This window comes from Micromonospora arida, from assembly GCF_042873195.1.
GTDB lineage: Bacteria > Actinomycetota > Actinomycetes > Mycobacteriales > Micromonosporaceae > Micromonospora > Micromonospora arida.
On the sequence record NZ_JBIALC010000003.1, the window covers coordinates 37,421 to 63,042 of the forward strand.

General features: G+C 70.1%; 23 protein-coding genes and 1 tRNA gene. 7 read left to right on the forward strand and 17 right to left on the reverse strand.

Annotated features, from left to right (window positions below):
- Nucleotides 1–198: 198 nt before the first annotated feature.
- The 10 genes from ACFYP0_RS11300 to ACFYP0_RS11345 form a co-directional block, all read right to left on the reverse strand.
- Nucleotides 199–1,011, reverse strand: coding sequence for an amino acid ABC transporter ATP-binding protein (locus ACFYP0_RS11300; protein WP_124853577.1), 813 nt, complete (start codon nt 1,009–1,011; stop codon nt 199–201).
- Nucleotides 1,011–1,988 (reverse strand): amino acid ABC transporter permease, encoded by a 978-nt coding sequence (locus tag ACFYP0_RS11305; protein ID WP_124853576.1) that lies wholly within the window; start codon nt 1,986–1,988, stop codon nt 1,011–1,013. Before ACFYP0_RS11305 ends, ACFYP0_RS11300 begins: the two co-directional genes overlap by 1 nt.
- A gap of 3 nt (nt 1,989–1,991) precedes the next feature.
- Nucleotides 1,992–2,903, reverse strand: coding sequence for an ABC transporter substrate-binding protein (locus ACFYP0_RS11310; protein ID WP_124853575.1), 912 nt, complete (start codon nt 2,901–2,903; stop codon nt 1,992–1,994).
- A 37-nt stretch (nt 2,904–2,940) separates the two neighbouring features.
- Nucleotides 2,941–3,651, reverse strand: coding sequence for an ABC transporter ATP-binding protein (locus ACFYP0_RS11315; protein WP_124853574.1), 711 nt, complete (start codon nt 3,649–3,651; stop codon nt 2,941–2,943).
- Nucleotides 3,641–4,432 carry an ABC transporter ATP-binding protein gene (locus tag ACFYP0_RS11320; protein ID WP_167493670.1) on the reverse strand — a complete coding sequence of 264 codons (792 nt, stop codon included), beginning with the start codon at nt 4,430–4,432 and terminating at the stop codon, nt 3,641–3,643. Before ACFYP0_RS11320 ends, ACFYP0_RS11315 begins: the two co-directional genes overlap by 11 nt.
- A gap of 46 nt (nt 4,433–4,478) precedes the next feature.
- Nucleotides 4,479–5,588: a branched-chain amino acid ABC transporter permease gene (locus ACFYP0_RS11325; RefSeq protein WP_091407909.1), complete on the reverse strand. Its 1,110-nt coding sequence runs from the start codon at nt 5,586–5,588 to the stop codon at nt 4,479–4,481.
- Nucleotides 5,585–6,535: a branched-chain amino acid ABC transporter permease gene (locus ACFYP0_RS11330; RefSeq protein ID WP_124853572.1), complete on the reverse strand. Its 951-nt coding sequence runs from the start codon at nt 6,533–6,535 to the stop codon at nt 5,585–5,587. The genes ACFYP0_RS11325 and ACFYP0_RS11330 overlap by 4 nt, the downstream gene beginning before the upstream one ends.
- A 109-nt stretch (nt 6,536–6,644) precedes the next feature.
- Nucleotides 6,645–7,805: a branched-chain amino acid ABC transporter substrate-binding protein gene (locus tag ACFYP0_RS11335; RefSeq protein ID WP_124853571.1), complete on the reverse strand. Its 1,161-nt coding sequence runs from the start codon at nt 7,803–7,805 to the stop codon at nt 6,645–6,647.
- 257 nt (nt 7,806–8,062) lie between these two features.
- Nucleotides 8,063–9,235, reverse strand: a complete 1,173-nt coding sequence (locus ACFYP0_RS11340; protein WP_355502331.1) for a hypothetical protein — start codon at nt 9,233–9,235, stop codon at nt 8,063–8,065.
- 13 nt (nt 9,236–9,248) lie between these two features.
- Nucleotides 9,249–9,869, reverse strand: coding sequence for an ANTAR domain-containing response regulator (locus ACFYP0_RS11345; protein ID WP_112582684.1), 621 nt, complete (start codon nt 9,867–9,869; stop codon nt 9,249–9,251).
- An 83-nt stretch (nt 9,870–9,952) separates the two neighbouring features.
- On the opposite strand from ACFYP0_RS11345, the gene ACFYP0_RS11350 reads away from it, so the two are divergent.
- The 3 genes from ACFYP0_RS11350 to ACFYP0_RS11360 all read left to right on the forward strand — a co-directional run bounded on the left by ACFYP0_RS11350 (nt 9,953) and on the right by ACFYP0_RS11360 (nt 11,557).
- Nucleotides 9,953–10,035 (forward strand) — tRNA-Leu (locus tag ACFYP0_RS11350).
- Between the two features lie 163 nt (nt 10,036–10,198).
- On the forward strand, nt 10,199–10,816 hold the full coding sequence (locus tag ACFYP0_RS11355) for a transcriptional regulator (RefSeq protein ID WP_355502328.1): 618 nt from the start codon (nt 10,199–10,201) through the stop codon (nt 10,814–10,816).
- 90 nt (nt 10,817–10,906) lie between these two features.
- Nucleotides 10,907–11,557: an NAD-dependent epimerase/dehydratase family protein gene (locus ACFYP0_RS11360; RefSeq protein ID WP_356979618.1), complete on the forward strand. Its 651-nt coding sequence runs from the start codon at nt 10,907–10,909 to the stop codon at nt 11,555–11,557.
- Nucleotides 11,558–11,560: 3 nt separating this feature from the next.
- Here the strand turns inward: ACFYP0_RS11360 and ACFYP0_RS11365 are convergent, their stop codons facing one another.
- Nucleotides 11,561–12,739 (reverse strand): trans-sulfuration enzyme family protein, encoded by a 1,179-nt coding sequence (locus tag ACFYP0_RS11365; protein ID WP_355502323.1) that lies wholly within the window; start codon nt 12,737–12,739, stop codon nt 11,561–11,563.
- A gap of 82 nt (nt 12,740–12,821) precedes the next feature.
- Here ACFYP0_RS11365 and ACFYP0_RS11370 point away from each other — a divergent pair, with 82 nt between their 5' ends.
- Together ACFYP0_RS11370 and ACFYP0_RS11375 are read left to right on the forward strand one after the other, a co-directional pair.
- On the forward strand, nt 12,822–13,301 hold the full coding sequence (locus ACFYP0_RS11370; protein ID WP_112582687.1) for an Lrp/AsnC family transcriptional regulator: 480 nt from the start codon (nt 12,822–12,824) through the stop codon (nt 13,299–13,301).
- 72 nt (nt 13,302–13,373) lie between these two features.
- Nucleotides 13,374–14,384 (forward strand): LLM class flavin-dependent oxidoreductase, encoded by a 1,011-nt coding sequence (locus ACFYP0_RS11375; protein ID WP_350861084.1) that lies wholly within the window; start codon nt 13,374–13,376, stop codon nt 14,382–14,384.
- Between the two features lie 200 nt (nt 14,385–14,584).
- On the opposite strand, the gene ACFYP0_RS11380 is transcribed toward ACFYP0_RS11375, so the two are convergent.
- Entirely contained in the window at nt 14,585–16,861 is a 2,277-nt protein-coding gene (locus tag ACFYP0_RS11380; RefSeq protein ID WP_356979621.1) for a rhamnogalacturonan lyase family protein, read from the reverse strand.
- Between the two features lie 341 nt (nt 16,862–17,202).
- On the opposite strand from ACFYP0_RS11380, the gene ACFYP0_RS11385 reads away from it, so the two are divergent.
- On the forward strand, nt 17,203–18,627 hold the full coding sequence (locus tag ACFYP0_RS11385) for a pyridoxal-dependent decarboxylase (RefSeq protein ID WP_356979623.1): 1,425 nt from the start codon (nt 17,203–17,205) through the stop codon (nt 18,625–18,627).
- A gap of 316 nt (nt 18,628–18,943) precedes the next feature.
- On the opposite strand, the gene ACFYP0_RS11390 is transcribed toward ACFYP0_RS11385, so the two are convergent.
- On the reverse strand, nt 18,944–19,939 hold the full coding sequence (locus ACFYP0_RS11390; protein ID WP_355502316.1) for a sulfite exporter TauE/SafE family protein: 996 nt from the start codon (nt 19,937–19,939) through the stop codon (nt 18,944–18,946).
- 143 nt (nt 19,940–20,082) lie between these two features.
- Complete coding sequence (locus ACFYP0_RS11395) at nt 20,083–20,547, reverse strand: RrF2 family transcriptional regulator (protein ID WP_091407884.1); 465 nt, start codon at nt 20,545–20,547, stop codon at nt 20,083–20,085.
- A 292-nt stretch (nt 20,548–20,839) separates the two neighbouring features.
- Here ACFYP0_RS11395 and ACFYP0_RS11400 point away from each other — a divergent pair, with 292 nt between their 5' ends.
- On the forward strand, nt 20,840–21,508 hold the full coding sequence (locus tag ACFYP0_RS11400) for a YceI family protein (protein ID WP_112582691.1): 669 nt from the start codon (nt 20,840–20,842) through the stop codon (nt 21,506–21,508).
- A 116-nt stretch (nt 21,509–21,624) separates the two neighbouring features.
- Here ACFYP0_RS11400 and ACFYP0_RS11405 read toward each other — a convergent pair whose 3' ends face one another.
- The 3 genes from ACFYP0_RS11405 to ACFYP0_RS11415 all read right to left on the reverse strand — a co-directional run bounded on the left by ACFYP0_RS11405 (nt 21,625) and on the right by ACFYP0_RS11415 (nt 25,606).
- Complete coding sequence (locus tag ACFYP0_RS11405) at nt 21,625–22,509, reverse strand: acyl-CoA thioesterase (RefSeq protein WP_124860235.1); 885 nt, start codon at nt 22,507–22,509, stop codon at nt 21,625–21,627.
- Entirely contained in the window at nt 22,506–23,954 is a 1,449-nt protein-coding gene (gene pyk, locus ACFYP0_RS11410) for a pyruvate kinase (RefSeq protein ID WP_112582693.1), read from the reverse strand. Before pyk ends, ACFYP0_RS11405 begins: the two co-directional genes overlap by 4 nt.
- 269 nt (nt 23,955–24,223) lie before the next feature.
- A complete protein-coding gene (locus ACFYP0_RS11415) occupies nt 24,224–25,606 on the reverse strand; it encodes an FAD-binding oxidoreductase (RefSeq protein ID WP_355502311.1) in 1,383 nt (460 codons plus the stop codon).
- Nucleotides 25,607–25,622: the final 16 nt, after the last annotated feature.

Genomic DNA, 25,622 nt, shown 5'->3' on the forward strand with positions numbered 1-25,622 from the left:
GCGGTTCCTCCGCCGGAGCGCGTGTGCGCGCTCCGGATCCAACTGACCGACAGGGCGCGGATCCCGGTCTGATGGATGCGAGCCGGCCGGTGAGGGGCACCCCTCACCGGCCGGCTCGTTCGTTTCGCAGGGGCTGTCAGGCCACGCCGAGGTACGCCTTATTGACCGCCGGGTCGTGCAGGAGTTCCTGACCCCGGCTCAGAGCACCTTGGCCAGGAACGCCTTCGTCCGGTCGTGCCGGGGGTTGGCGATCACCTCGCGCGGCGGGCCGGACTCCACCACCACGCCGTCGTCCATGAAGACCAGCGAGTCGCCGACCTCCCGGGCGAAGCCGATCTCGTGGGTCACCACGATCATCGTCATGCCGTCGCGGGCCAGGTCCTTCATCACGTCGAGCACCTCGCCGACCAGCTCCGGGTCCAGCGCGCTGGTGGGCTCGTCGAAGAGCATCAGCTTCGGCTGCATGGCCAGGGCCCGGGCGATGGCCACCCGCTGCTGCTGCCCGCCGGAGAGCTGCCCAGGGTAGTTGCCCAGCTTGTCGCCCAGCCCGACCCGTTGGAGGAGCGCGGCGGCCCGGTCCCGGGCGGCGCCCTTGCGCTCCCGGCCCGTCAGCACCGGCGCCTCGGCGACGTTCTGCAGGGCGGTCATGTGCGGAAAGAGGTTGAACCGCTGGAACACCATGCCGATCGCGCGGCGCTGGGCGGCGATCTCCTTCTCCCGCATCTCGTGCAGCTTGCCGCCGCGCTCCCGGTAGCCGATCAGGTCGCCGTCCACCCGGATCCGGCCAGCGTTGATCTTTTCCAGATGGTTGATGCAGCGCAGGAACGTCGACTTGCCCGAGCCGGAGGGCCCGAGCAGACAACAGACCTCGCCGCTGCGGACCTCCAGGTCGATGCCCTTGAGCACCTCCACCGGCCCGAACGACTTGTGCACCTGCTCGGCGCGGACCATCACGCCGTCGCCGGCCGTTCCCGCGGCCCCCGCCGCCGGTGTCGTCGTCACCTGTGTCATCAGCGACCCGCCTCGCTCGCGCTACCGCCGGCCTCCGCGGTGATCCCGCGCAGTCTGATCTTCGCTTGGGCGCTCTTGCCGAACCCCTTGGAGAAGTGCCGCTCCAGGTAGTACTGCCCGACGAGCAGCACGCTGGTCAGCAGCAAGTACCACAGGCAGGCCGCCACGTACATCGGGAAGACCTGGAAGGTCCGGTTACCCACGGCCTTGAGCTGGAAGAACAGCTCGGTGGAGACCGGCACGAAGGCCACCAGCGAGGTGTCCTTGAGCATCGCGATGGTCTCGTTGCCGGTCGGCGGGATGATCACCCGCATCGCCTGCGGCAGCACGATGCGCCGCAGGATCTGGGTACGGCTCAGGCCCAGCGCCTGTGCCGCCTCGGTCTGCCCCTCGTCGACCGACTGGATCCCGGCCCGAACGATCTCGGCCATGTACGCCGCCTCGGAGAGCCCGAGCGCCAGCATGCCGGCCACGAATCCCGTGAGGATCTCCAGCGCGGAGAAGCCGAACAGACGTGCCTCGAAGTCGTCGACGCCGAAGAGCGCGCCGATCTGCCGATCGAACGGGAGCCCGAACTCGATCCGGGCCCAGAGGATGCCGAGGTTGCCGAAGAGGATCGCCAGCACCAGCCGGGGCACCGCTCGGAAGAACCAGGTGTACGCCCAGGAGACGCCCCGCAGGATCGGGTTCTCCGACAACCGCATGATGGCGACGACAACGCCGAGACTGACGCCGATCACCATCGCGAGCACGGTCAGCGCGAGCGTGCCGCGCAGACCCTCCATGATCGGCGGCCGGAACATCTCGTCGACCATGAACGCCCAGTTGAACGCCTTGTTCGTCACCAGCAGGTGGACGAACATGGCCACCAGCACCCCGATCACGGCGACCGCTACCCAACGCCCGGGATGCCGGACGGGCACGGCCTGGATGGGTTCCGGCCGTGCCCGTTCGGTTGTGTCCGTTTCCAACGACATGCGTCAGTTGGCGGGGTTCAGCGCCGAGGTGGTGATGGCGCCACCCTCGACGCCCCACTTCTTCAACGCGGTCTGGTACGAGCCGTCAGCGATGACCGCCTGGACGGCCTCCTTGAGCACCTCGGCGAAGGCGGTCTGGTCCTTCTTGACGGCGTAGCCGTACGGGGCGGACTCGTAGATCTCGCCGACGACCTCCAGCGAGCCGTTGCTCTGCTTCACCGCGTACGCCCCGACCGGCGAGTCGGCCAGCATGGCGTCGTTCTTGCCGCTGAACACGGCGGCCGTGGCGTCGCTCTGCGCCTGGTACTGGTCGATGGTGATCGCCGGCTTGCCGCCGGTGGTGCACTTCTTCGACCGGGCGGTGATGTCGTCGAACTGCACGGTGCCGGTCTGCACGGCGATCTTCTTGCCGCAGGCGTTCTCAATGTCGATCTTGGCCGCGTTGCCGGCCTTGGTCACCCACTGGGTGCCTGCGGAGAAGTAGCTCACCATGTTGACGCTCTTGAGCCGCTCGGCGTTGATCGTGAACGACGACACGCCGATCTCGTACTTGCCGGAGTCGACACCGGGCAGGATCGCGTCGAAGGGCGACGACTCGTACTCGGCCTTGAGACCCAGCTTCTGCGCCACCGCGTTGAACAGCTCGACGTCGAAGCCGACCACCGTCTTGCCGTCGGCGTCGAGGAACTCCGCCGGGGCGTACGTCGAGTCGGTGCCGACCTTGATCACACCGTCGGACTTGATGGCGTCGGGCACCTTCCCGGCCAGCGCCGAGTCGGCTGCAGCCGTGACGGTCGGACCGGCACCGGGCGAGCCGCTGTTCTCCTTCTCCCCACACGCCGTCAGCGAGAGGGCGATCAGCGCCGCACTGGCGGCACCGAGCGCCGCCCGGCGGGCACCGTTGGTATTGAACATGTCTCTGCACTCCTTGCGTGAGGGGTGTGACGGCCGCTCAGGCCACGCCGAGGTATGCCTCTTTGACCGCCGGGTCGTGCAGCAGCTCGGCGCCGGTTCCGGTCTTGACGATCTTGCCGGTCTCGAGCACGTACGCCCGGTGCGCTCGGGCCAGCGCCTGCTGCGCGTTCTGCTCCACCAACAGGACGGTGGTGCCCTGCTCGTTGATCTCCTTGATGATGTCGAAGATCTGTTGGATCAGCATTGGCGCCAACCCCATCGAGGGCTCGTCGAGCAACAGCAGCTTGGGCCGGCTCATCAACGCCCTACCGACCGCCAGCATCTGCTGCTCGCCGCCGGAAAGGGTACCTCCGGCCTGCTTACGTCGCTCCGCCAGCCTGGGGAAGAGGTCGAGCACCCGGGCCAGGTCCTCGGCGATTCCGGCGCGGTCGCGCCGGGTGTACGCCCCCATGTCCAGATTCTCGAGCACCGACATGCCGGGGAAGATCCCCCGGCCCTCGGGAGCCTGGCAGAGCCCCCGCCGGACCCGCAGGTCGGCCCGGAGCTTGGAGATGTCCTCGCCCTCGAAGCGAATGCTGCCGGTGGCGATCGGCCGAATCCCGGAGATCGCCCGCATGGTGGTCGACTTCCCGGCGCCGTTGGCACCGATCAGCGCGACGATCTCACCCTCGGCCACGGTCAGGCTGATGCCGTGCAGCGCCTGGATCCGCCCGTAGAGCAGGCTCACATCCTCGATCTCAAGCAACATCGTCCGGCACCCCCAGGTACGCCGCGACCACCTTCGGGTTGTCCCGCACCTCGGCGGGCAGCCCCTCGGCGATCTTCTTTCCGAACTCCAGCACGACGATCCGGTCAGTGACGCCCATGACCAGGCGCATGTCGTGCTCGATCAGCAGCACGGTCACGCCGGTGTCCCGGACCTGCCGGATGAGCTGGAGCAGCTCCTCCTTCTCCGCCGGGTTGAAGCCGGCGGCCGGCTCGTCCAGGCAGAGCAGCACCGGATCGGTGGCCAGCGCCCGGGCGATCTCCAACCGCCGCTGCTCCCCGTAGGAGAGGTTGCGGGCGAACTCGTGCAGCCGGTGCCGGATGCCGACGAACTCCAGCAGCCGCTCGGCCTTCTCCCGTCCCTCGCGCTCCTCGCGCCGGTGCCGAGGCAACCGGAACAGAGCGGAGAGCACGCTGGTCTTGTGGTGCGCGTCCGCGCCGACCTGGACGTTCTCCAGGGCGGTCATCTCCGGGAACAGACGGATGTTCTGGAACGTCCGGGCCATACCCATCTGAGTGATCTGGTGGCGCTTCTTCCCGCTGATCTTGCCGCCACGGAACCGGATCTCACCCTTGGTGGGCTGGTAGATGCCGGTCATCGCGTTGAAGCAGGTGGTCTTGCCAGCGCCGTTCGGGCCGATCAGCCCGAGGATCTCACCCTTGTAGAGAGTGAAGTTGACGTTGTCGAGCGCGACCACGCCGCCGAAGCGCAGCGTGACGTCGTCGACCTCCAGCAGCGGCTCCCGGCTGGGGACCGCCTCCATCGCCGGCGCGCCGGCCTGCGCCGGAACAGCCGGCGTCTGATCGGTGTCACTCACCGACGATCACCTCCTTGCGACGGTCTTTGAACTCCGCCGCCCGTCGTCGGTTCGGAATCAGGCCCTCCGGCCGGAAGATCATCATCACCACGAGGACCAGACCGAAGATCAGGAACCGGTACTCGTACAGCTCCACGCCGAACAGCTCGATGCCGCGGAACCGCTCGATCATGTACGCCACCAGGCCGCCACCGACGATCGCGCCGACGATGTTGCCCGAACCACCGAAGATCACCGCCGCCAGGATGATGATCGAGTTGAGCAGCTCGAAGTTCTGCGAGTTGACGAAGTTCTGCTTACCCGCGAAGAGCGCGCCGGCCAGGCCGGCGATCGCGGCACCCGAGGCGAACGCCCAGAGCTTGAACTTGAACGTCGGCACACCCATCAGCTGCGCCGCGTCCTCGTCCTCCCGGATCGAGATCCAGGCCCGACCGACCCGACTGTGCGTCAGGTTCCGCACACCGATCACCACCAGGATGATCAGCGTGAGCACCAGCCAGTAGTACGGCCGGGCGTCCAGCACGCCGAAGAACGGCTTGCCGTCGGCGTACTTGCCGGGCGGGTGCGGGATCTGGTTGAAGCCCCGCTGGCCCTTGAGGAACTCCGAGCTGACCGCGGCGATCCGGATCATCTCGGCGAAGCCGAGCGTCACGATCGCCAGGTAGTCGCCACGCAGTCGCAGCGTCGGCGTACCGAGCATCACACCCGAGAGCATGGTCAGCCCGATCGCCAGCGGCACCACGAGCAGCCACGGCCAGAGCGTCTTGAGGTTGCTGCTCGGCGAGGTCAGCACCGCGACGGTGTACGCGCCGACGGCGAAGAAGCCGAAGTAGCCCAGGTCGAGCAGGCCGGCGAAACCGACCACGATGTTCAACCCGACGGCCAGCAGCACGTAGATCGAGACGGTGAACAGCACCTGCGTGAAGTTCGCACCGGGGGTCGGGATCGGCCCGAGATACTGGTAGAACTCCCTGTTCGGCAGCGCGTAGAAGAACGCGATCACCGCGACCAGCAGCGCCCAGCGCACCCAGCGCGGCGCGCCACGCCACCGTTCTCCGGCCGCCTCGCGGCCGGAACGCACCCTCTCCAGGACGGTCGTCATGCCCGTGCCCTCCCCAGCGATTCGCCCAGCAGACCGGTCGGCCGGAACATCAGCAGCACCACCAACACCGCGAAGGCAGCGAAGTCCTTCCACTGACTGCCGAACAGACCTGCGGCGTAGTTCTCCACCACGCCCAGCAGCAGGCCACCGATCAGCGCGCCGCGCAGGTTGCCGATACCACCCAGCACCGCGGCGGTGAAGGCCTTGAGCCCCAGCAGGAAACCGACGCTGTAGGTCAGGGTCTGGATCCGCACGTCGTAGAGCAGACCGGCCACGCCGGCCATGGAACCACCGGTGATGAAGACCATCAGGATGATCCGGTCCTTGTTCACACCCATCAGCGCGGCGGTGTTGGCGTCCTGGGCCACGGCCCGGATGCCCCGGCCGGTACGGCTGCGGTTGATGAAGAGGTCCAGCAGGACCATCATCAGCAGCGCCGCGCCGATCGTCAGCAGTTGCACCGAGTCGATCGGCACGCCGAAGAGGTGGAACAGCGGTTTGCTGCTCACCAGACTGGGCGCGCCCTCCGGCAGTCGGCGGGTCCAGATGCCGAAGGCCTCGGAGATCGCGATCGAGGCGCCGATCGCAGTGATCAGGAAGGCCAGCGGCGGGGCGTTGCGCTTACGCAACGGCCGGTACGCCACCCGCTCGATCACCGTCGCGGTGCCCGCCGAGGCGATGGCGGCGACGATCATCGCCACCAGCAGGTAGAACAGGATCGATCCAACCCCGCTGACCTGTGAGTTCTGGTCGAGTCCAAAGCCGTTCCAGGTCCAGATCGCCGCGAACGCGCCGGCGATGAAGACCTCGGAGTGAGCGAAGTTGATGAGTCTCAACACGCCGTAGACCAGCGTGTAGCCGAGCGCGACCAGGGCGTAGATCGCGCCCTGGGTCAGGCCGGTCGTGGTGAGTTCCCCGAAGTTGGAGAACAGTCCATTGAAGTCCAAGGGAGGGACGCTCCATCACGTCTGGAGAGAAAATTGGGGTGCGGCCGGGAGCGAGCAGCTCCCGGCCGCACCCGCGATCACAACTCAATCGCCGTAGCAGCGACCAACATCAGGACTTCGGGATCTCCTGATCCGGGACAACCTTGCCGCCGGTGACCTTGAAGGCCCAGACCTTGACCTGTGCCGGGTCCAGCTCGCCGGTCTCGGTGAACTTGTAGCTCGCCGCGACACCCTCGCCGCTGTAGCCCTTCACGAACTCCAGCAGGCCCTCACGGGTGGTCTTGCCAGCCTTGATGCCGGCCAGCAGGATGTTCGCCGCGTCGTAGGCGGTGTCGCTGTAGGTGCCCGGGTCGGTGCCGTGGAGCGCCTTGAACTCCTGCACGAAGGTGCCCCGGGCCTCAGCGGCCGGCGCGCACGGGCAGGTGAGGATGGTGCCCTCGGCCGCCGCCTGACCAGCGGAGGTGATGTACGCACCGTCGTTGACGCCGTCGCCGGCGACCAGCGGCGCGGTGACCCCGGCAGCGGTGAGCTGCTTACGGATCAGGCCGGCCTCCTGGTAGTAACCGCCGTAGAAGATCGCCTTCACGTTGGCGGCCTTGACCTTGGTGACCACGCCGGAGAACTCGGTCTGCTTGCCCTCGCCCTGGACCTTGTCCGAGCCGACAACCGCCGAGCCGAGCACCTTCTTGACCTCGTCGGCCAGGCCGGCGCCGTACGCGGACTGGTCGTCGATGACGTAGACCTTGTCGGCCTTCATCACGTTCTTCATGTAGTTGCCGGCCGCCGGGCCCTGGCTGAAGTCGTTGCCGACCGCGCGGAAGAAGGTCTTCCACTTCTGGTCGGCCAGGCTCGGCCGGGTCGCGGACGGGGTGATGGTCACCAGGCCGGCCTCGCTGAACAGCGGGCCGGCCGCCTCGGACTCACCCGAGTACGCCGGGCCGACGATGCCAAGGATCTTGGTGTCGTCGATCGCCTTCTGCGCCAGACCAGGCGCCTGGTCGGGGCTGCCCTGCGAGTCCAGGCCGGCCAGCTCGACCTTGCAGTCGGCGTTTTCCTTGTTGTACTTGTCGACGGCGAGCTTGACACCGTTGTTCTCGTTGATGCCGAGCGCGGCCGAGCTGCCGGTCAGCGCGCCGAAGAATGCGATCTTGCTGCCGCAGGCGTCACCGCCCCCGCCTGCCGCATCGTCGCCACTGGAGCATGCGGTTCCGCCGGCGACGAGCGCCACCATGGCGACCCCACCGATAACGCGCGCGAGCTTTTGCCTCAAGGCCCGAACCCTCCTCGTCCCATGGTCCGAACCACCCGCTGGCTATTGGCCCTTGCGGGGGCGGACGAACCAGACCGTCGTCGCCGGTCTGGGGCCGGACGTTATCCCACCGTGGAGCTGTGACGTAAGCCCCAAGCGAGCGGGTTGACCGAACCGTTACACGCCGTGGCGGATTGGAAACGATCCCTGTAAGAACCTTCGGTCGTGAAGCATTTTCACCTTTGTTTCTTCGGCGCCGGCCAGCGGGCTTCCGTCAGCTACCGATCAAGGTCCGACACCCCCGCCCACCAGGCACGCGACGTTTTCCCATCGTCCGTCACCAGCAGCAGTCGATCTCCCGTCGAGGTCACCGCGACCGCAGTGTCTCCGCTGTCCGGTACCGGCTGCGGCATGGTCATCACCCGCCATGACTCGCCCACATCGACCGAGAGCCACAGTGCGTGACGGTCCCCGTCCCTCGTCACCGCCACCAACCTCTGCCCGACGGCCACCAGCCCGGCCGCCGACGCCACACCTGGTCCGGCCGCCCCGAATCCGCCCGCAGGCCGCCAGCCCTGCGGGGTCAGCCGCCAACTGCCGAATCCAGCCCGCACCGGCCCGACCGCCACCGGCACGCCGCCAAGCACCGTCACCCGTTGCGCCTGCCCCCGCCCGTCCACCACCGGCAGGGCGGCCCGCTGCCAGCTCCGGCCGTCCGCCGAGGACCAGGCCAGCGGCGCCAGCGCGGTACCCCCGGGCGGCAGCAGCGCACCCACCATCAGCCAGCCCGACGGCACGGCGACCGCGTCGTACGCCGCCGTCCGCCCCCGCTCATCACCAGCCAGCTCCGGTGCGCCCTCCACCAGCGCGAACCCGGCCGCATCCGGGGAGATCCAGACCGCCGCACCGTCGATCCGAGTACCGGCGATCAACCAGCCCTGCGGCCCCGCCGCCAGCCGGGCCACGTTGACCGCGCGCGGCCCGGCGTACCGCTCGAAGGGCGCGTCCACCTCGTGCAGCGTGCCGTCCGACGCCTGCCTCCAGGTGCCGGTGCGGGGATTGCCGTGCGCGCCCCCGCTCTTCGCCCCGACCGCCGCCAGCCGTCCGTCCCGGCAGGCCGCCGCGGAGAGCACGTGCTGTCGGCCGTAGAACGTCACTGGCACCGTCGGCAACGGCACCCAGGAAATGGCGTCCGGGCTGCTCCAGGCGGCCGGGCGGGTCTCCCCGGCCGGATCGACCACGCCCCCGACCACGAACAACCGGCCGGCACAGGCGGTGGCGTCGCGCAGCACCGGTCGACCCGGAACACCCGGCGTCTCCGGCAGGACCACCGACTGCCAGGCCGGCCGGACCGGTCGCGGCGGCTCCTCGCAGTCGGGACAGGCCGCGGCCTGACAGGCGGCCACCAGCACGGCGACAACGCCGAGCACTGCCCCCATCCGCCGCGACATGAATCGACGCCGGTCAGGGTGCCGGGAGGGTCACCTCGCCGCCGGCGGTCTCCGCGAGGATCCGCTCGGCAACCTCTTTCATGGTCATCCGGTGGTCCATCGCCGTGCGCTGGATCCACTTGAACGCCTGCGGCTCGGTCATCCCGTACGTGGTCATCAGCGCGCCCTTGGCGCGCTCCACCGACTTACGGATCTCCAGGCGGTCGGTCAGGCTCGCGACCTCCGCCTCCAGGGCCGCGACCTCCGAGTAACGCGACAGCGCGATCTCCACCGCCGGGACCAGGTCGCTCTTCTGGAAGGGCTTCACCAGGTACGCCATGGCGCCCGCCGCCCGCGCCCGCTCCACCAGATCACGCTGGCTGAACGCGGTCAGGATGATCACCGGGGCGATCCGGGCACCGGCGATGCGCTCGGCGGCGGCCAGCCCGTCCATGATCGGCATCTTGATGTCGAGGATGACGAGGTCGGGCTTCAGCTCCTCGGCGAGGCGTACGGCTGTCTCGCCGTCACCGGCCTCCCCCACCACCTCGTAACCCTCTTCGACCAGCATCTCGGCGAGGTCCAGCCGGATCAGCGCCTCGTCCTCGGCGATCAGTACGCGCCTACGCTCGGCATCCGTCGGCATCTCAGCCACCAGCCCTACCCCCACCATCGATCACTGCACGGCTACCACCCATGCTCCCGCATGAGAGTAGTCGGGTACAGTAGGCGCCACCCGCCGGGATGGTGGAACGGCATACACGGAAGTCTCAAACACTTCTGCCCGAAAGGGCTTGCGGGTTCGAATCCCGCTCCCGGCACTTTGTCATACGCGTGTTCGACGATGTGGGCGTGCATCCACCGCAGATGCGGGCACAGGCCCGCGCCCTCCGCGCTCGCGGACACAACATCCACGCAGTAGCTCGCACGCTCTCCCTGCCTTACGCGACCGTCTGGCACTGGTGTGTCGATCGACCGGAACCGGTGAAGCGCGGCACGGAGCTACGGTGCTTCCGATGCCGGTCGGATGTCGAGAATCCGACGGAACCCGCCGCCTATGCCTACCTGCTCGGTCTCTACCTGGGCGACGGTCATCTGGCCGTCTCACCGAAGGTCCCGGTGCTGCGGATTGCTTGCACGGCGACGTATCCGGATCTCATCGACGCGTGCGAGGCCGCCATGCTCGCGGTGCTCGCCGCGCGTGTGCAAAGGATCACCAAGCAGGGCTGCGTCTCGGTCGAAAGCAGCGGCCTCCACTGGCCCTGCCTGCTCCCGCAGCACGGTCCCGGCAAGAAGCACAAGCGACCGATCGTCCTCGCCGACTGGCAACGACCGATCATCGAACAGCACCCCGGCGACTTCCTGCGAGGGCTGTTCCACTCCGACGGCTGCCGCATCGCCAACCGGGTCACGACGAGAGGCCGGCACTACATCTACCCGCGCTACATGTTCGTCAACGAGTCGGCCGACATCATGCGGCTCTGCCAGTGGAGCCTCGACCTGCTCGGCGTCGCCTGGCGGATGAACCGACGCAACTCGCTGTCGGTGGCGCGCCGCGACGCCGTCGCCACGCTGGACCGGCACGTCGGCCCCAAGTCCTGACCGGTGCCGCGCGGATCACGCCGACCGTGGCAGCCTGGCTGACGCGCGGCCGGATGGCCGGTGGCAGCGGCGGCGACAGGGGTGGATCTGATGCGGGTGGTTGTCTTCGGTGCGACCGGGATGGTCGGTCAGGGCGTGTTGCGCGAGTGCCTGCTCGCCGACGACGTGCGCGAGGTGCTCACTGTCGGTCGGCGGCCGACCGGTGCGCGTGATCCGAAGCTGCGGGAGCTGACGGTCGCGGACGTGGGCGAGTTGGACGCGGTGCGGGCCGAGTTGACCGATGTGGACGCGTGTTTCTACTGCCTGGGGGTGTCCTCACTGGGTCTGGACGAAGCCGCGTACACGCGGGTCAGCTACGACTACCCCCTCGCTGCGGCACGGTTGTTGGCCGAGGTGAGCCCGCAGGTCACCTTCGTCTACGTCTCGGGTCAGGGCACCGATTCGTCGGGTCAGGGTCGGGTGATGTGGGCGCGGGTCAAGGGGCGCGCCGAGAACGCGATCATGGATCTTCTGACCAACGGTTACGCGGCGCGGCCGGGGTTCATCCAGCCGACGTACGGGGCCGTGTCGAAGACGCGGTGGTACCGGTTCGGGTACGCGGTCACCCGCCCGCTGTTTCCGGTGCTGCGTCGCTTGCTGCCGAACCAGGTCACCACGACCGACGGGATCGGTCGGGCGATGTTGCGGGTGGCCCGGGAGGGTTCGCCGGTGCGGGTGTTGGGCAACCGCGAGCTGCGCTGAGGGTCAGGCGATCGTGTCGAGGGCGTGGGCCAGGTCGGCACGCAGGTCTTCGGGGTCTTCGAGGCCGACCGAGAGGCGCAGCAGGGCGGCAGCGGGTTTGGCGTCGCCCTCGACCGGCCGGTGGGTGAGTGAGGCGGGGTGCTGGATGAGGCTGTCCACGCCGCCGAGGGACACCGCGTGGGTGATGAGGCGGCAGGCGCCGGCGACGGCGGCCGCGGCGGGCGCGCCGCCGCGTACCTCGAAGGCGAGCAGGCTGCCGGGGCCGGACATCTGCCGCCCGACCAGCGCCGCCGGGTCGTGCACCGAGGGGTGGTGCACCCGGTGTACGGCGGGGTGGTCGGCGAGCCAGCCGGCGACTTTCTCGGCGGTGGCCTGTTGGGCGCGGACCCGCAGCGGCAGGGTTTGCAGGCCGCGGTGCAGCAGGTAGCCGCCGAGGGGGTGCAGGATCGCGCCGGTGACCGCGCGGACCTGGCGCAGGCGTACGGCCCAGGTGTCGTCGCAGGCGACGACGCCGGCGAGGACGTCGCCGTGTCCGCCGATGCTCTTGGTGGCGCTGTGCAGGACGAGGGTGGCGCCGTGGCGGGCGGGTTGTTGCAGTACGGGGGTGGCGACGGTGTTGTCGACCAGCAGTGGGATGTCGCCGGCCGCGGCGGCGAGGGCGGCGATGTCGACCAGGTCGAGGGTGGGGTTGGCGGGTGTCTCGACGATGACCAGTGCGGTGTCGGGGCGGATGGCGGCGGCGACCTCGTCGGGGCGCGTCCAGGTGACGGTGGTGCCGAGCAGGCCGGTGGCGAGGACGTGGTCGGTGCCGCCGTAGAGGGGTCGGACGGCAATGACGTGTCGGCGGTCGTCGCGGGTGGCGGCGAGCAGGGTGGCGGTGAGGGCGGCCATTCCGCTGGCGAAGGCGACGGCCTGGGCGGTGCCTTCCAACTCGGCGAGGGCGGTTTCGAAGCGGGCGACGGTGGGGTTCCAGAGCCGTTGGTAGACGGCGCCGCCGTCGGCGGGGAGCGTGCCGCCGGTGGCGAGTTGCTCGTACGCGGCGCCGCCGTCGTCGACGGAGGGCAGCGGGTTGGTGGTCGACAGGTCGATGGGTGGTACGTGCACGCCGAGGGTGCGCAGGTCCTCGCGACCGGCGTGGACGGCCCGGGTGTCCATCGTTGTCATGGCGGTAGCGTCGAACATCTGACCTCTGATGGGCAACGGTTCGGCAGATGATTCTGCGAATCGGCTGGTTTTCGTGTTGGATTCGGGCGAGGATGGCTCAATGCCCCCTGAGCCGAATGATCTGCGGCCCTACCCGGCCCTGGATGAGGTGGACCGCGCGATCCTGACCGAGCTGGCGGCGGATGGCCGTCTGCCGAACAACGCCCTCGCCGAGCGGGTGGGTGTGGCGCCGTCGACGTGCCTGACGCGTACCCGGGCGCTGCGCGAGCGCGGTGCGATCCGTGGGTTCCACGCCGAGGTGGATCCGGCGGCGCTCGGTCTGCCGTTGCAGGCGTTGGTGTCGGTGCGGTTGACCGCGCACGAGCGGGCGGCGGTGGACGCGTTCCGGGCCCGGTCGGTGCGGCTGCCGGGGGTGGTGTCGGTGTTCCACGTGGCCGGTGCGGAGGACTACGTGCTGCATGTGCGGGCGGCGTCCGGCGACGCGTTGCGGGACTTCGTGCTGGACCATCTGGCTGTGGACCCGGTGGTGCAGCACACGCAGACCAGTCTGATCTTCGAGCAGGCGCGCGGGATGGGCTGAGCGACGGGTGAGTTGGCCGACGAAAACCCGCATGTTGGAACAAAGCCGGTCGGTGACGGGTTGGCTGACCGTGTGATCACCGTACCGTTGTCTGTTCTTGATCTTGCCCCGGTCGCCAAGGGCACCACCGCTGGCGCGGCGTTGCAGGCCACCACGGAGCTGGCCCGCCGCACCGAGGAGTTGGGCTACCACCGGTTCTGGGTGGCCGAGCACCACAACATGCCGGCGATCGCCAGCTCCGCCCCCGCGGTGCTGCTGGCGCACCTGGCGGCGAACACCTCGACGATCCGGCTGGGGTCGGGTGGGGTGATGCTGCCCAACCACGCGCCGCTGGTGGTGGCCGAGCAGTTCGGCACCCTGGAGGCGCTGCACCCGGGTCGGATCGACCTGGGCATCGGGCGGGCGCCGGGCACCGACCAGGTGACCGCGCTGGCGTTGCGGCGCACCATGGAGGGCCTGTCGGCGGAGGGCTTCCCGCGCGAGCTGACGGACCTGATGAACTACTTCAGCGGGGAGAAGCCGGGGCAGATCATCGCCACGCCGGGCCGCGGTGAGCAGCCGGCCGTGTGGCTGTTGGGCTCCAGCGGTTTCAGCGCCCAGCTCGCCGGTCTGCTCGGTCTGCCGTTCTCCTTCGCGCACCACTTCAGCTCGCAGAACACCCTGCCGGCGTTGGCCCTGTACCGGCAGAACTTCCGGCCGTCGCAGTGGCTGGACAAGCCGTACGCGATGGTGGCGGTCAACGCCGTGTGCGCGGAGACCGACGAGCGGGCCGAATGGTTGGCCGGGCCGAGCGCCCTGTCGTTCTTGAAGTTGCGCTCCGGGCGGCCGGAGCCGCTGTCCACGCCCGACGAGGCGGCGGCCTACCCGTACTCGGAGATCGAGCGGGAGTTCGTCCTGGCGCGCCGTGACGGCCAGGCGATGGGCTCGCCGGAGACGGTGCGTCGGCAGCTGACCGACCTGGTGGAGCGCACCGGCGCGGACGAGCTGATGCTGACCACGCTGGTGTACGACGTGCAGGACCGGGTGCGGTCGTACGAACTGATCGCCGAGCAGGTGGCGGGCGGTCTACGCCAGGGCGCGTGAAACACGATCTTCACGTCGGCGTCACCCCGCCGACCCGGACGGTGCCTAATGTTGGTGCCGGTGGTGGTACGGCATTCCCGGTCGGGACGGGTTGGGAATGCCGCGGTGTGGCGCACCGGGCCGGAGCTGAGCGGATTCCGCGGCTGCGGCCCGGTGCCTGCCACCCTAGGCGACCCCGCTCGGGGCCGCCAGGGGCTGCATCACCGTAGGTGGATGTCCGGCGTGGGCGGGGTGCCCATTCCGTTGCCGATGAAGAACCCCGGGTGCGGCGGTTGGTTGTAGGCGGTGTTCTGCCACGCGATCGCCACCCGATACTGCGGGTCGTGCATCAGGGTGTAGATCCGGGTGCTGGTCGGGGTGGGTGTGCTGTAGATGCGCAGAGCCCGGCTGTCGGTGGTCCGCCAGATCACCTCCTCGCGCCAGTCGCCCAGGATGTCGCCGGAGAGCGCCGGCGTGGACTTGGTGCCGTTGTTGGAAGCCACCCCGCTGCCGTCGAGCAGCCGGGTCTCGCCGCCGGTGCCGTACTTGTCGATCTTCGTGCCGTCGAGCAGTTCCCGCACCGGGTCGCCGTCCCACCAGGCGAGGAAGTTGGCCGAGGACGGCTTGCGCCCGACGTTCTGCCCCCTGGTGTTGGCCAGTCCGGCGACCGCCGACGACCACGACTCCGCGCCGGGGCTGCCCGCCCAGATGTCCGCGGAGACGCCCCGGCCGTTGTCCCCGGACGCCGGCGTGGACCAGAGGACCTGACCGGTACGGGCGTCGGCGAAGTAGGAACTGGGCTTGCTGGCGTCCTCGTCGACCTTGAACACCTCCAGGCCGGCGCGGCCCGGGTCCAGGTCCCCCACGTGCATCGCGTCGCCGTGGCCGTTGCCCGTCGAGTGGAGCAGCCGACCGTTGTCGTCGATGGTGGCGGCCCCGTACACGATCTCCTGGCGACCGTCGGCGTCGACGTCGGCCACGGAGAGCTGGTGGTTGCCCTGCCCGGCGGCGGCGCCGTTGCCGGAGGAGTTCGAGTCGAAGGTCCAGCGCTTGGTCAGCGTGCCGTTGCGGAAGTCCCAGGCGGCGATCACCGCGCGGGTGTAGTAACCCCGGGCCATGATCAGCGAGGGGCGCTGCCCGTCCAGGTACGCGGTGCCGGCGAGGAACCGGTCCACCCGGTTGCCGTACGAGTCGCCCCAGGACGACACGGTGCCGCGCGGCGGGTCGTAGTTGACGGTGGAGGCGACCGCGCCGGTCTGCCCGTTGAACATGGTCAGGTACTCCGGGCCGGAGAGCACGTAACCGCTGGAGTTGCGGTGGTCCGCCGACGACGAACCGATGACCTGACCGGTGCCGGAGCGGGTGCCGTCGGCGGTCTTCATGGCCACCTCGGCGCGGCCGTCGCCGTCGTAGTCGTACACCTGGAACTGGGTGTAGTGGGCGCCGGCCCGGATGTTGCGGCCCAGGTCGACCCGCCACAACCGGGTGCCGGTGAGTGTGTACGCGTCGACGTAGACGTTGCCGGTGTAGCCGGACTGGGAGTTGTCCTTGGCGTTCGACGGTTCCCACTTGAGCACGATCTCGTAGTTTCCGTCGCCGTTGAGGTCGCCGACGGAGGCGTCGCTGGCGCTGTAGGAGTAGCTCTCGCCGCTGGGGGTGCTGCCCCCGGCCGGGACCTGCAACGGCACGTCCAGGTAACCCGCGCCGAACTGCAACGCCGGCGGTGACGCCGCCTGCTCGGCGCCGCCCACCACGGCCCGCACGGTGTACGCCGAGCCGGCCGCCGCGCCGCTGTCGAGGTAGTTGGTGGCGCCGGTGATCGGGCTGGCGTTGATCTTGGTGGTTCCCCGGTAGAGGTTGAACGCCACTCCGGAGGTCTCGGTGCCGAGCAACCGCCAGGAGACCAGGTTGCCGCTGCCGGAGCGGACGCTGACCAGCCCTCGGTCCAACTTCTCCATCTGCACCACCCCGGCCGACGGCGGAGGCGTGGTCGGAGGTGGCGTGGTCGGAGGTGGCGTGGTCGGAGGTGGCGTGGTCGGAGGCGGGGTGGTCGGAGGCGGGGTGGTCGGCTCGTCGGTGGGTGGGGCGCCCGTGCAGGTGGTGCCGTTGAGCGCGAAGCTGCCCGGCACCGGGTTGCTGCCGGTCCACGAACCGTTGAAGCCGAACGAGGCGCTGCCGTTCGTGGCGATGGCGGGGTTGTGGTCGACGTTGCGCGCGGTGACCTGGGCGCCGGACTGGGTGACGGCGGCGTTCCACGCCTGGGTGACCTGCTGGCCCGCGGCGTACGACCACGTGACGGCCCACCCATTGAGCGGGTCGCCGAGGTTGGTGACGGTGACGTTGGCGCCGAAGCCACCCTGCCACTGGTTGGTGATCTGATAGTCGACCCGGCAGCCGACGGCGGCGGCCGAGGCGACGACCGTGCCGAGGGTGCCGGCCACGACGGTGGCCGCCGTCATGACGGCGAGCAGGGTCAGCCGATGTCTGGACGGGTGCATGCGCTGCCTCCGGGGATCCGGTGATGATCGCTACGACCCACCGGCCCTGCCCGGGAAGCACAGTGGACCAACCCACCGCGACGGCGGCGGACGGCGATCTGATCGGGGTGAAACGCCCTGGAACTCACGGATCCGACTCACCGCGCATCGTAAGGCAAGCGCTTTCCGGCACGCAACATCGATCATCGTCGCTTGGTTGCGCGTCCTGCTCCTGCGTGGGGTCTCGCTCTTACCCCGGTGGGTCTCGCTCCTGCGTGGCGTCTCGCTGTTGCCTCGGCGGCGTCTCGCTCTTGCCTCGGTGATCGATGCCTGATCAACTCGTCCGAGTGAGCGCTCACCACATGGATCCCGCCGAATTCCGTCGCGCCGGCCACGCCGTCGTCGACTGGATCGCCGACTACTGGGCGACAGTGGAGCAACGACCGGTCGCCCCGGCCGACCCACCGGGCACCGTGTCCGCCGCCCTACCCAGCGAGCCGCCCACCACCGGCGGCGAACCGGTCGAGGCGATCCTGGCCGACCTGGACTCGATCGTCGTACCGGGGCTGACCCACTGGCAGCACCCGGGCTTCTTCGGCTACTTCCCCGGCAACACCTCCGGCCCGAGCGTGCTCGGGGACCTGGTCAGCTCCGGGCTCGGCGTCCAGGGCATGCTCTGGGCCTCCAGCCCGGCCTGCACCGAGCTGGAGACGGTGATGATGGACTGGCTGGCCCACCTGCTGGACCTGCCACAGCGGTTCCGCTCCACCGGCACCGGCGGTGGGGTCATCCAGGACTCGGCGTCCTCGGCGACGCTGGTGGCCACCCTGGCCGCACTGCACCGGGCCAGCGGCGGCCGCTGGCGGCACACCGGCATCAACCGGCGCTATCGCGCCTACACCTCCATCCACGGGCACTCGTCCATCGAGAAGGCGGTACGGATCGCCGGGCTGGGCAGCGACGGAATCCGGTCGATCGAGGTGGACCCGGACACCCAGGCGATGCTGCCCGGCGCGCTGCGGGCCACCATCGAAGCCGACCTGACCGCCGGTGACGTACCGGCCATCGTGGTGGCGACCATCGGCACCACCTCCACCACCGCCGTCGACCCGCTGCCGGAGATCGGGGCCATCTGCGCCGAGTACGGGATCTGGCTGCACGTGGACGCCGCGTACGCGGGCGCCGCCGCCGTCTGCCCCGAACTGCGGTGGACGCACGCCGGCCTGGAGTACGCCGACTCCTACTGCTTCGACCCGCACAAGTGGCTGCTCACCGGCTTCGACTGCGACGCCTTCTGGGTGGCCGACCGGGCCGAACTGATCGAGGCGCTGACCGTACTGCCGGAGTTCCTGCGCAACGCGGCCTCCGAATCCGGCGCGGTGATTGACTACCGGGACTGGCAGGTGCCGCTGGGCCGGCGGTTCCGGTCCCTCAAGCTGTGGTTCGTGCTGCGCTGGTACGGCGCCGAAGGGCTGCGGGCGCACATCCGCTCCGGGGTGGCGCTGGCCGAACGGTTCGGCGAGCGGGTCCGCACCGACGGCCGGTTCGAGCTGGCCGCGGCGCACCCGTTCTCGCTGGTCTGCTTCCGACTACGCGCCGACGACGACACCAACGCGGCGTTACTGGCCTCGGTCAACGCCACCGGACGGGTGCACCTCACGCACACCCGCGTCGCCGACCGCTACACGCTGCGGCTGGCGGTCGGTTCACCCCAGACCACCGAAGCGCACATCGACGAAGCCTGGACCCTGCTCTCCGAGGCAGCCAACACCCTGCATACCCCCTGACCGGCCGTCGCCCCGTCCCGCTCCCCCACGTTCCCCACGCCCTCACGCCCTCACGCCCTCGCGTCCTCGCGTCCCGCGCAAGATCTGCGCACCATCCCTGATGGAGCGCGGATCTCGACGACGAACACCGTGCCCGACCGACCGGGGGCAGGGTGCAGGGCGCCCACCGCCGCCAAGGTCACGCTCAAACCAGGATGTAGTGGCCACGGAACGCCGGGAAGCCACTACATCCAGGATGTTGCGCGATCTTGGTGACTCAACCTCGGCGATGACGGCGTTTGACCGGGCATCGGCGGGTGGGTGGGCGCAACGGGGTTCAGCGTGGGTTGGGCGTACCCGTTGCGGCCAGATCGGCCGGGATTTCGTCGACGGTTGCAGCGTCGGAGGCCTCGGCGGACACGCCGGCAGCGGCGGCGGGAGCAGCGGTGGCGGCTTCGGCGGCCTCGGCGCGGGCGCGGCGGGTACGGCGTAGGGCGCGTACGGCCAACACCAGGGCGGCCAGCCAGCCGGCGGCGAGCAGGGCGTACAGGGCGGGGCGGACCGGACCGTCCAGTTCGGCGGAGCGGATCAGGGTGCGGGCGTTGGTCAGCACGATCACGCCGCCGACTGCCGCGCCGAGCAGTTGGGCGGGCACGATTCGCACCAGCCAGGCGGCCAGTGGGGCGGCGATGAGCCCACCGATGAGTAGCGCGGCGACGGTGGGGAGCAGGAATCCCTCCGAGCCCAGCCCGATCAGGAAGCCGATGCTGGCCGCGCCGGCCACGACGAACTCGGAGGTGTCCACGGAGCCGATCACCTTGCGCGGTTCCATGCGGCCGGAGACCAGCAGCGCGGGGGTGGCCACCGGGCCCCATCCGCCGCCGCCGGTCGCGTCGACGAAGCCGGCGACCAGGCCCAGGGGGCCGAGGAAACGACTGCGGAGCCGTCCGCCGACCCGGTCGGTGCGCAGTGGTCGGGCGAAGCGGATCAGGAGGTACGCGCCGAGCGTGAAGAGGATGCCGGCCATCCACGGTCCGGCGGCCTCGGTGGAGATCGAGCTGAGCAGGGTGGCGCCGGCGAAGGCGCCGACAGCGCCGGGTAGGGCGATGCGCGTCACCACCCGCCAGTCGACGTTGCCGAACCGCCAGTGCGCGACCCCGGCGGCGAGCGTGGTGCCGATCTCGGCCAGGTGCACCGAGGCCGAGGCGGCGGCCGGGGCGACTCCGGCGACCAGCAGCAGAGTGGACGAGGTCAAGCCGTATGCCATGCCGAGCGAACCATCGATCAGTTGCGCGACGAGCCCGACCAGAGCGAGGACCAACAGCTTGCGCACGAGCGCCCCCAGACTTTTCGGCATCTCCTATCGACTTGGTCGACAATGCGGGATGGGGCAGCCAGGGTCAAGCCCCCGATCGGTGGATGGGACGCGGCCGGGTCAGCGACCGGGTGGTGTGGGGCCGGGAGGCGAGCCGGCGCTCAGATCCAGGCGCGCGGGTCGGCGGCCAGCTCGGTGACCCGCGCGGGCAGGGTGCCGGCGGCCACGTCGGCGACGCTGACCAGTTCCAGGATCTCCCGCTCGCTTGCCCGTAGCGCGATCCAGACCTCCTGGAGGGCATGCGCCGGGCCGTGGTACCCGAGCTGCTCGGGGCGTTGCCCGCGTACGTGGGCGAGGGGCCCGTCGATCACCCGGATGACCTCGGCGAGGGAGATCTCCTCGGCGGGGCGGGCCAGCCAGTAGCCGCCCTCCGGACCACGCTGGGCGTGCACGATGCCGCCACGGCGCAGCTGGAGAAGGATGCTCTCCAGGAACTTCGGCGGGATCTCCTGGGCGCGGGCGATCTGGTCGGCCGTCACCGGCCGGCCGCGCCCGGGGCCGCTGGCCGTCGCGGCAAGCTCGGCGGCCGCGCGGAGGGCATAGTCGACCCGGGCGGAGAGACGCATGTCGGCAAGGTTAGTCGCTGGTCAACCGGGCGGGCGGGCGACCCTCGGCCGATCGGCCACGCGTCGATGGGAAGCAGCCCCGCCGGCATCCGTCCGGGCCGCCGGGCCGGACCGATGAACGGCCGCCGGTAGGGACCGGTGAAGTACGTCATGATCCACCGCACGGTGGCGGCCGAAATGCCGTTCCGGAGCGTCCCTATGCTGGACGTGAGTGCGAATGTCTGGCCGTTTACGGGGCCGCCAGCAACATATTGATAAACACCCGGGGTGCGCTCGGGGGGAAGGCAACACGATGACCGATATCGCGACACGCACCTGGGACGGCATGACCATCCCGGTGGCCGGCACCTATCTTCTCGATCAGGCGCACAAGCGGATCGGTTTCCTGTCCCGGCACATGATGGTGAGCCCGGTGCGAGGCGAGTTCGCCGAGGCCACGGCGGAGATCTTCGTGGCGGAGGACCCGCTGCTCTCCTCGGTGACGGCCACCATCATGTCGGCCAGCATCACCACCGGGAGTGTCGACCGGGACACGCATCTGAAGAGTGCCGACTTTCTCGATGTGGAGCGTTTTCCCACCCTCGAATATCGAAGCACCGGTATCAAATGGCAGGGCAACGAGGACCCCATATTCCAGTGGGCGCGCCTGCGCAACCATCGGTTGGGCGGACGAGGCCGAAGTCACATTGTTCCGCCGCAGTCCGACGGTATTCCCGGACGATTCGTCCTCACCGGTGAGTTGACCGTGAAGGGGATCACCCGGGCCGTCGACCTGGAGGTGAATTTTGGTGGTGCTCGTCAGGATCCGTACGGGCAGAACATCTTCGGATTCAGCGCGACGGCCGAGATGAACCGTGAGGACTACGGCCTGCTCTGGAATGTCGTCCTGGAGAGCGGCGGGGTGCTGGTCGGCAAGACGGTGCAGATCGAGATCGCTGGCGAAGCCATCTACCAGGCCTGAAGCACGTCATCCCCGCCAGCTGCCTGGCGGGGACGAGCGACACCTGCCTGCCGTGGATGAACGACACCTGGCTGGCGGGGCGAGCGACGACTGATCAGCGGAGATGAGCCAGAGCGTCAGGCACCGACGCGGCGCAGCAGACCCTCCTGGACGGCGCTGGCGATCTGCCGGCCGTCCGTGGTGAACATCCGGCCGGTGGCCAGCCCGCGCGCGCCGGACGCCGACGGGCTCAGACAGTCGTAGAGGAACCACTCGTCGGCCCGGAACGGCCGGTGGAACCACAGCGCGTGGTCCAGGCTCGCGCCGACCAACCCGCCCGGCCCCCACACCTCGCCGTGCGCGGAGAGCACCGAGTCCAGCAGGGTGAGGTCCGAGGCGTAGGTGAGCGCGCAGGCGTGCAGCAGGGGGTCGTCGGGCAGTTTGCCGTCGATGCGCATCCAGACGCGCTGGTGCGGGTCGGCGGGCCGGTCGCCGGGGCGGACCCAGCCGGGCTCGCCCACGTAGCGCACGTCGATCGGTCGCGGGATCTGACCCCAGATGCCCAGCCGCTCCGGGTAGCGGGAGAGCCGGTCGGTCATCGTCGGCACCTCCTGCGGCGGGGGCACGTCCAGCGGGGCCGGGGCCTGGTGGTCCAGCCCCTCCTCGGCCCGCTGGAACGACGCCGACATGAAGAAGATCGGCTTGCCGTGCTGGAGGGCGACCGCGCGGCGGACCGAGAAGGACCGGCCGTCGCGGATGTTCTCCACCTCGTACGCGATCGGTTCGACCGGGTCGCCGGGGCGGACGAAGTAACCGTGCAGCGAGTGCACGAACCGCTCCGGGTCGACGGTGCGGCCGGCGGCGACCAGTGCCTGACCGGCGACCTGGCCGCCGTACACCCGTTGTGGGCCGACCGGGGGGCTCATCCCCCGGAAGGTCATCTCCCCGGTCGAGTCGAGGTCCAACACTTCCAGCAGCTGGTCCACCGCCGCCTGGCCGACCGCGACCCGACCGTCGCTCACTGCAGGGCCCGCGCCGACGCGGCGTCGACCAGCGAGCCGAGCTGGTGTACGCGCAGCGTGTTGGTCGAGCCGGGGGTGCCGGGCGGGCTACCCGCCACGATCACCACGTAGTCACCGGGGTTGGCCCGATCGAGGCCGAGCAGCGCCTGGTCGACCTGGCGGAACATGTCGTCGGTGTGCTGCACGAACGGCATCAGGAAGGTCTCCACGCCCCAGGTGAGGGCGAGCTGGTCGCGCACCTCGGGGACCGGCGTGAAGGCCAGCAGCGGCAGGTCGCAGTGCAGGCGGGACAGCCGTCGCACGGTGTCACCGGTCTGCGAGAACGCGACGAGCGCCTTGGCGTTGATGGCCCGCGCGATCGACGAGGCGGCGACGGTGAGGGCGCCACCGTGGGTACGCGGGTCGTGCTGCAACCGCGGCACCCCGATGGAGCCGGCCTCGGTGGTCGTCACGATCTTGGCCATGGTGCTCACGGTGAGCACCGGATACTTGCCGACGCTGGTCTCGCCGGAGAGCATCACCGCGTCCGCGCCGTCGAGCACCGCGTTGGCGACGTCGGAGGCCTCCGCCCGGGTGGGGCGGGAATTCTCGATCATGGAGTCGAGCATCTGGGTGGCCACGATGACGGGCTTGGCGTTCTCCCGGCACAACTGCACGGCGCGCTTCTGCACCAGCGGGACCTCGTCCAGCGGCATCTCGACACCGAGGTCACCGCGGGCGACCATGACGCCGTCGAAGGCCAGCACGATGGCCTCCAGGTGCTCCACCGCCTCCGGCTTCTCGACCTTGGCGAGCACCGGCCGGAACACGCCCTCCTCGGCCATGATTCCGTGCACGAGCTTGATGTCCTCGGCCGAGCGGACGAAGGAGAGCGCCACCAGGTCGACGCCGAGACCCAGGGAGAAGCGCAGGTCCTCGGCGTCCTTGTCCGACATGGCGGGCACGCTGACCGCCACGTTGGGCAGCGACACGCCCTTGTTGTTGGAGACCGGGCCGCCCTCGGTGACGAGGCAGCGGATGTCGTTGCCGGTGACGTCGGTGACCTCGACGGCGACCCGACCGTCGTCGATCAGCAGTCGGTCACCGGGCTTCACCTCCTGCGGCAGCTTGCGGTAGGTGCAGGAGACCCGCTCCTTGGTGCCGATGACGTCGTCGCCGGTGATCACGACGGAGTCACCGGTGCGCCACTCGTGGGGGCCGTCGGCGAACCGACCGAGCCGGATCTTCGGGCCTTGCAGGTCGGCGAGGACGGCGACCGGCTTACCTGTTGCCTCCGACGCCTCCCGGACCAGTCGGTAGACCGCCTCGTGGTCGGCGTGACTGCCGTGGCTGAAGTTGAGCCTCGCCACGTTCATGCCGGCCTCGACGAGACCCCGGATGCGCTCCGGGGACGAGGTGGCGGGACCAAGAGTGCAGACGATCTTCGCGCGGCGTGTCACGCCCATCAGGCTAGTCTCTCCTTCAGGTCGGACTCAGGGCCGACCCCTTGCAGGCAGTGGAACAGGTGTCCAACGACGCGCGGTGCGCGTCGGGCCGGCGGGCGGAACCGCACCGGGAACGTTGTGGCGACGGGCATCAGCGACCGCGCGCCGGGAATCGTACGCCTCTGCCGGCGTGCGCTGTCGGGGTGCTCCCGGCGGCGGCTCACCCCGGGTGCCCCGAGGGCGGCAGGCGGCGGCTCATTCCGGGTGCCCCGAGGGCGGCAGGTGGCGGCTCACTCCGGGTGCTCCGCGGGTGGCAGGGTGGGCACCGCGTGCAGCAGGTCGCGGGGGTCGTAGCGGCGCTTGGCCCGGCGCAGCCGCGCCCAGTTCGCGCCGTAGGCGAGCCGGACCCGGTCGGTCTCCTCGGGGGCGAGCAGGTTGGGGTAACCACCGGGCAGGGCGTGCGGGGCGAGCGCCGCAGAGGTCCGCTCGGCCCACTCGCGGTGCGGACCGGCCTGGTCGCCGGGAGCCCACACCGCGATGATCTCGGCCATCAGGTGATCGGTGCGCAGCCCGAACGCCGTGTCGGCGGGTCGGACCCGGGTGGCCGCGCCGTGGAAGTGGTGCACGGCCAGCGCGGAGAACGGCGAGGTGAGCTGCCGGGCCGCGTCGACGAGGGTGTCCACCGCGCCGTCGGTGAGCGCGGGCAACCACCGGGTCCGCAGCAGGTAGTGGTTGCCGTCGACCATCCCGCCGTCGAACATCCGCAGCGCGTCCGCGTACGGCATCGGGCCGATCTGGTCGACAAGCGGGGTGCCCAACGCGCGCAGCCGGTCCATCCACGGCGCCCCGGCTTCCAGGTCGGGGCCGCTGTAGAACGGGCAGACGAAGATCACCGGCTCGCCGGCCGGGCCGGGCAGGAAGCCGGCCATCACGGTCAGCTCGTCCGGAGCCTCGGCGACCAGGGCGCCGTAGCCGCGCAGCACAGCCGGCGCCTCGGAGAGCGCGAACATGATCATGCCGGCCAGCACACCGGGCAGCCGGTGCGCGCGGAAGCGCAGCTCGGTGACGATGCCGAGGTTGCCGCCGCCGCCGCGCAACGCCCAGTACAGCTCGGCGTCGTGCCGGGGGTCAGCGGTGACCCGGCGGCCGTTGGCGAGAACCACCTCCGCGCCGAGCAGGCTGTCCAGGGCCAGACCGAACCGGCCGCACAGCGGCCCGTATCCGCCGGCGAGGGTGAGCCCGGCCATCCCCACGGCACCGACCACGCCGGTGGGGACCACCAGGTCGTACGGGCGGGCGGCGGCGAGCAGTTCGGCCGCCGTGGCGCCGCCGCCGATGGTCACGGTGGCCGCGTCCGGGTCGACCCTGACGGAACGCAGCCCGGTCAGATCGAGCGCCAGAGCGCCGTCGCGCAGCGCCCGGCCGGCCCAGTCGTGCCCTCCGGAGCGGACCGAGAGGGGCAGGTGGCACCGGGTGGCGATGCGGACCGCCTCGGCCACCTCGTCGGAGTCCTGGCACCTGGCGACCAGCGCGGGCGTGCGCGCCACCGCGCCGTTCCAGAGCCGGGTGGTGACGGCGTAACCGGGATCGCCCGGCTCGTGCAGCCGGTCGCCGAGCAGGGCACGCAGTCGGGCGGCGGCCGACGCGACATCGGGGGTGGCGGCGGAGATCATGGCGACTCCTCGACCG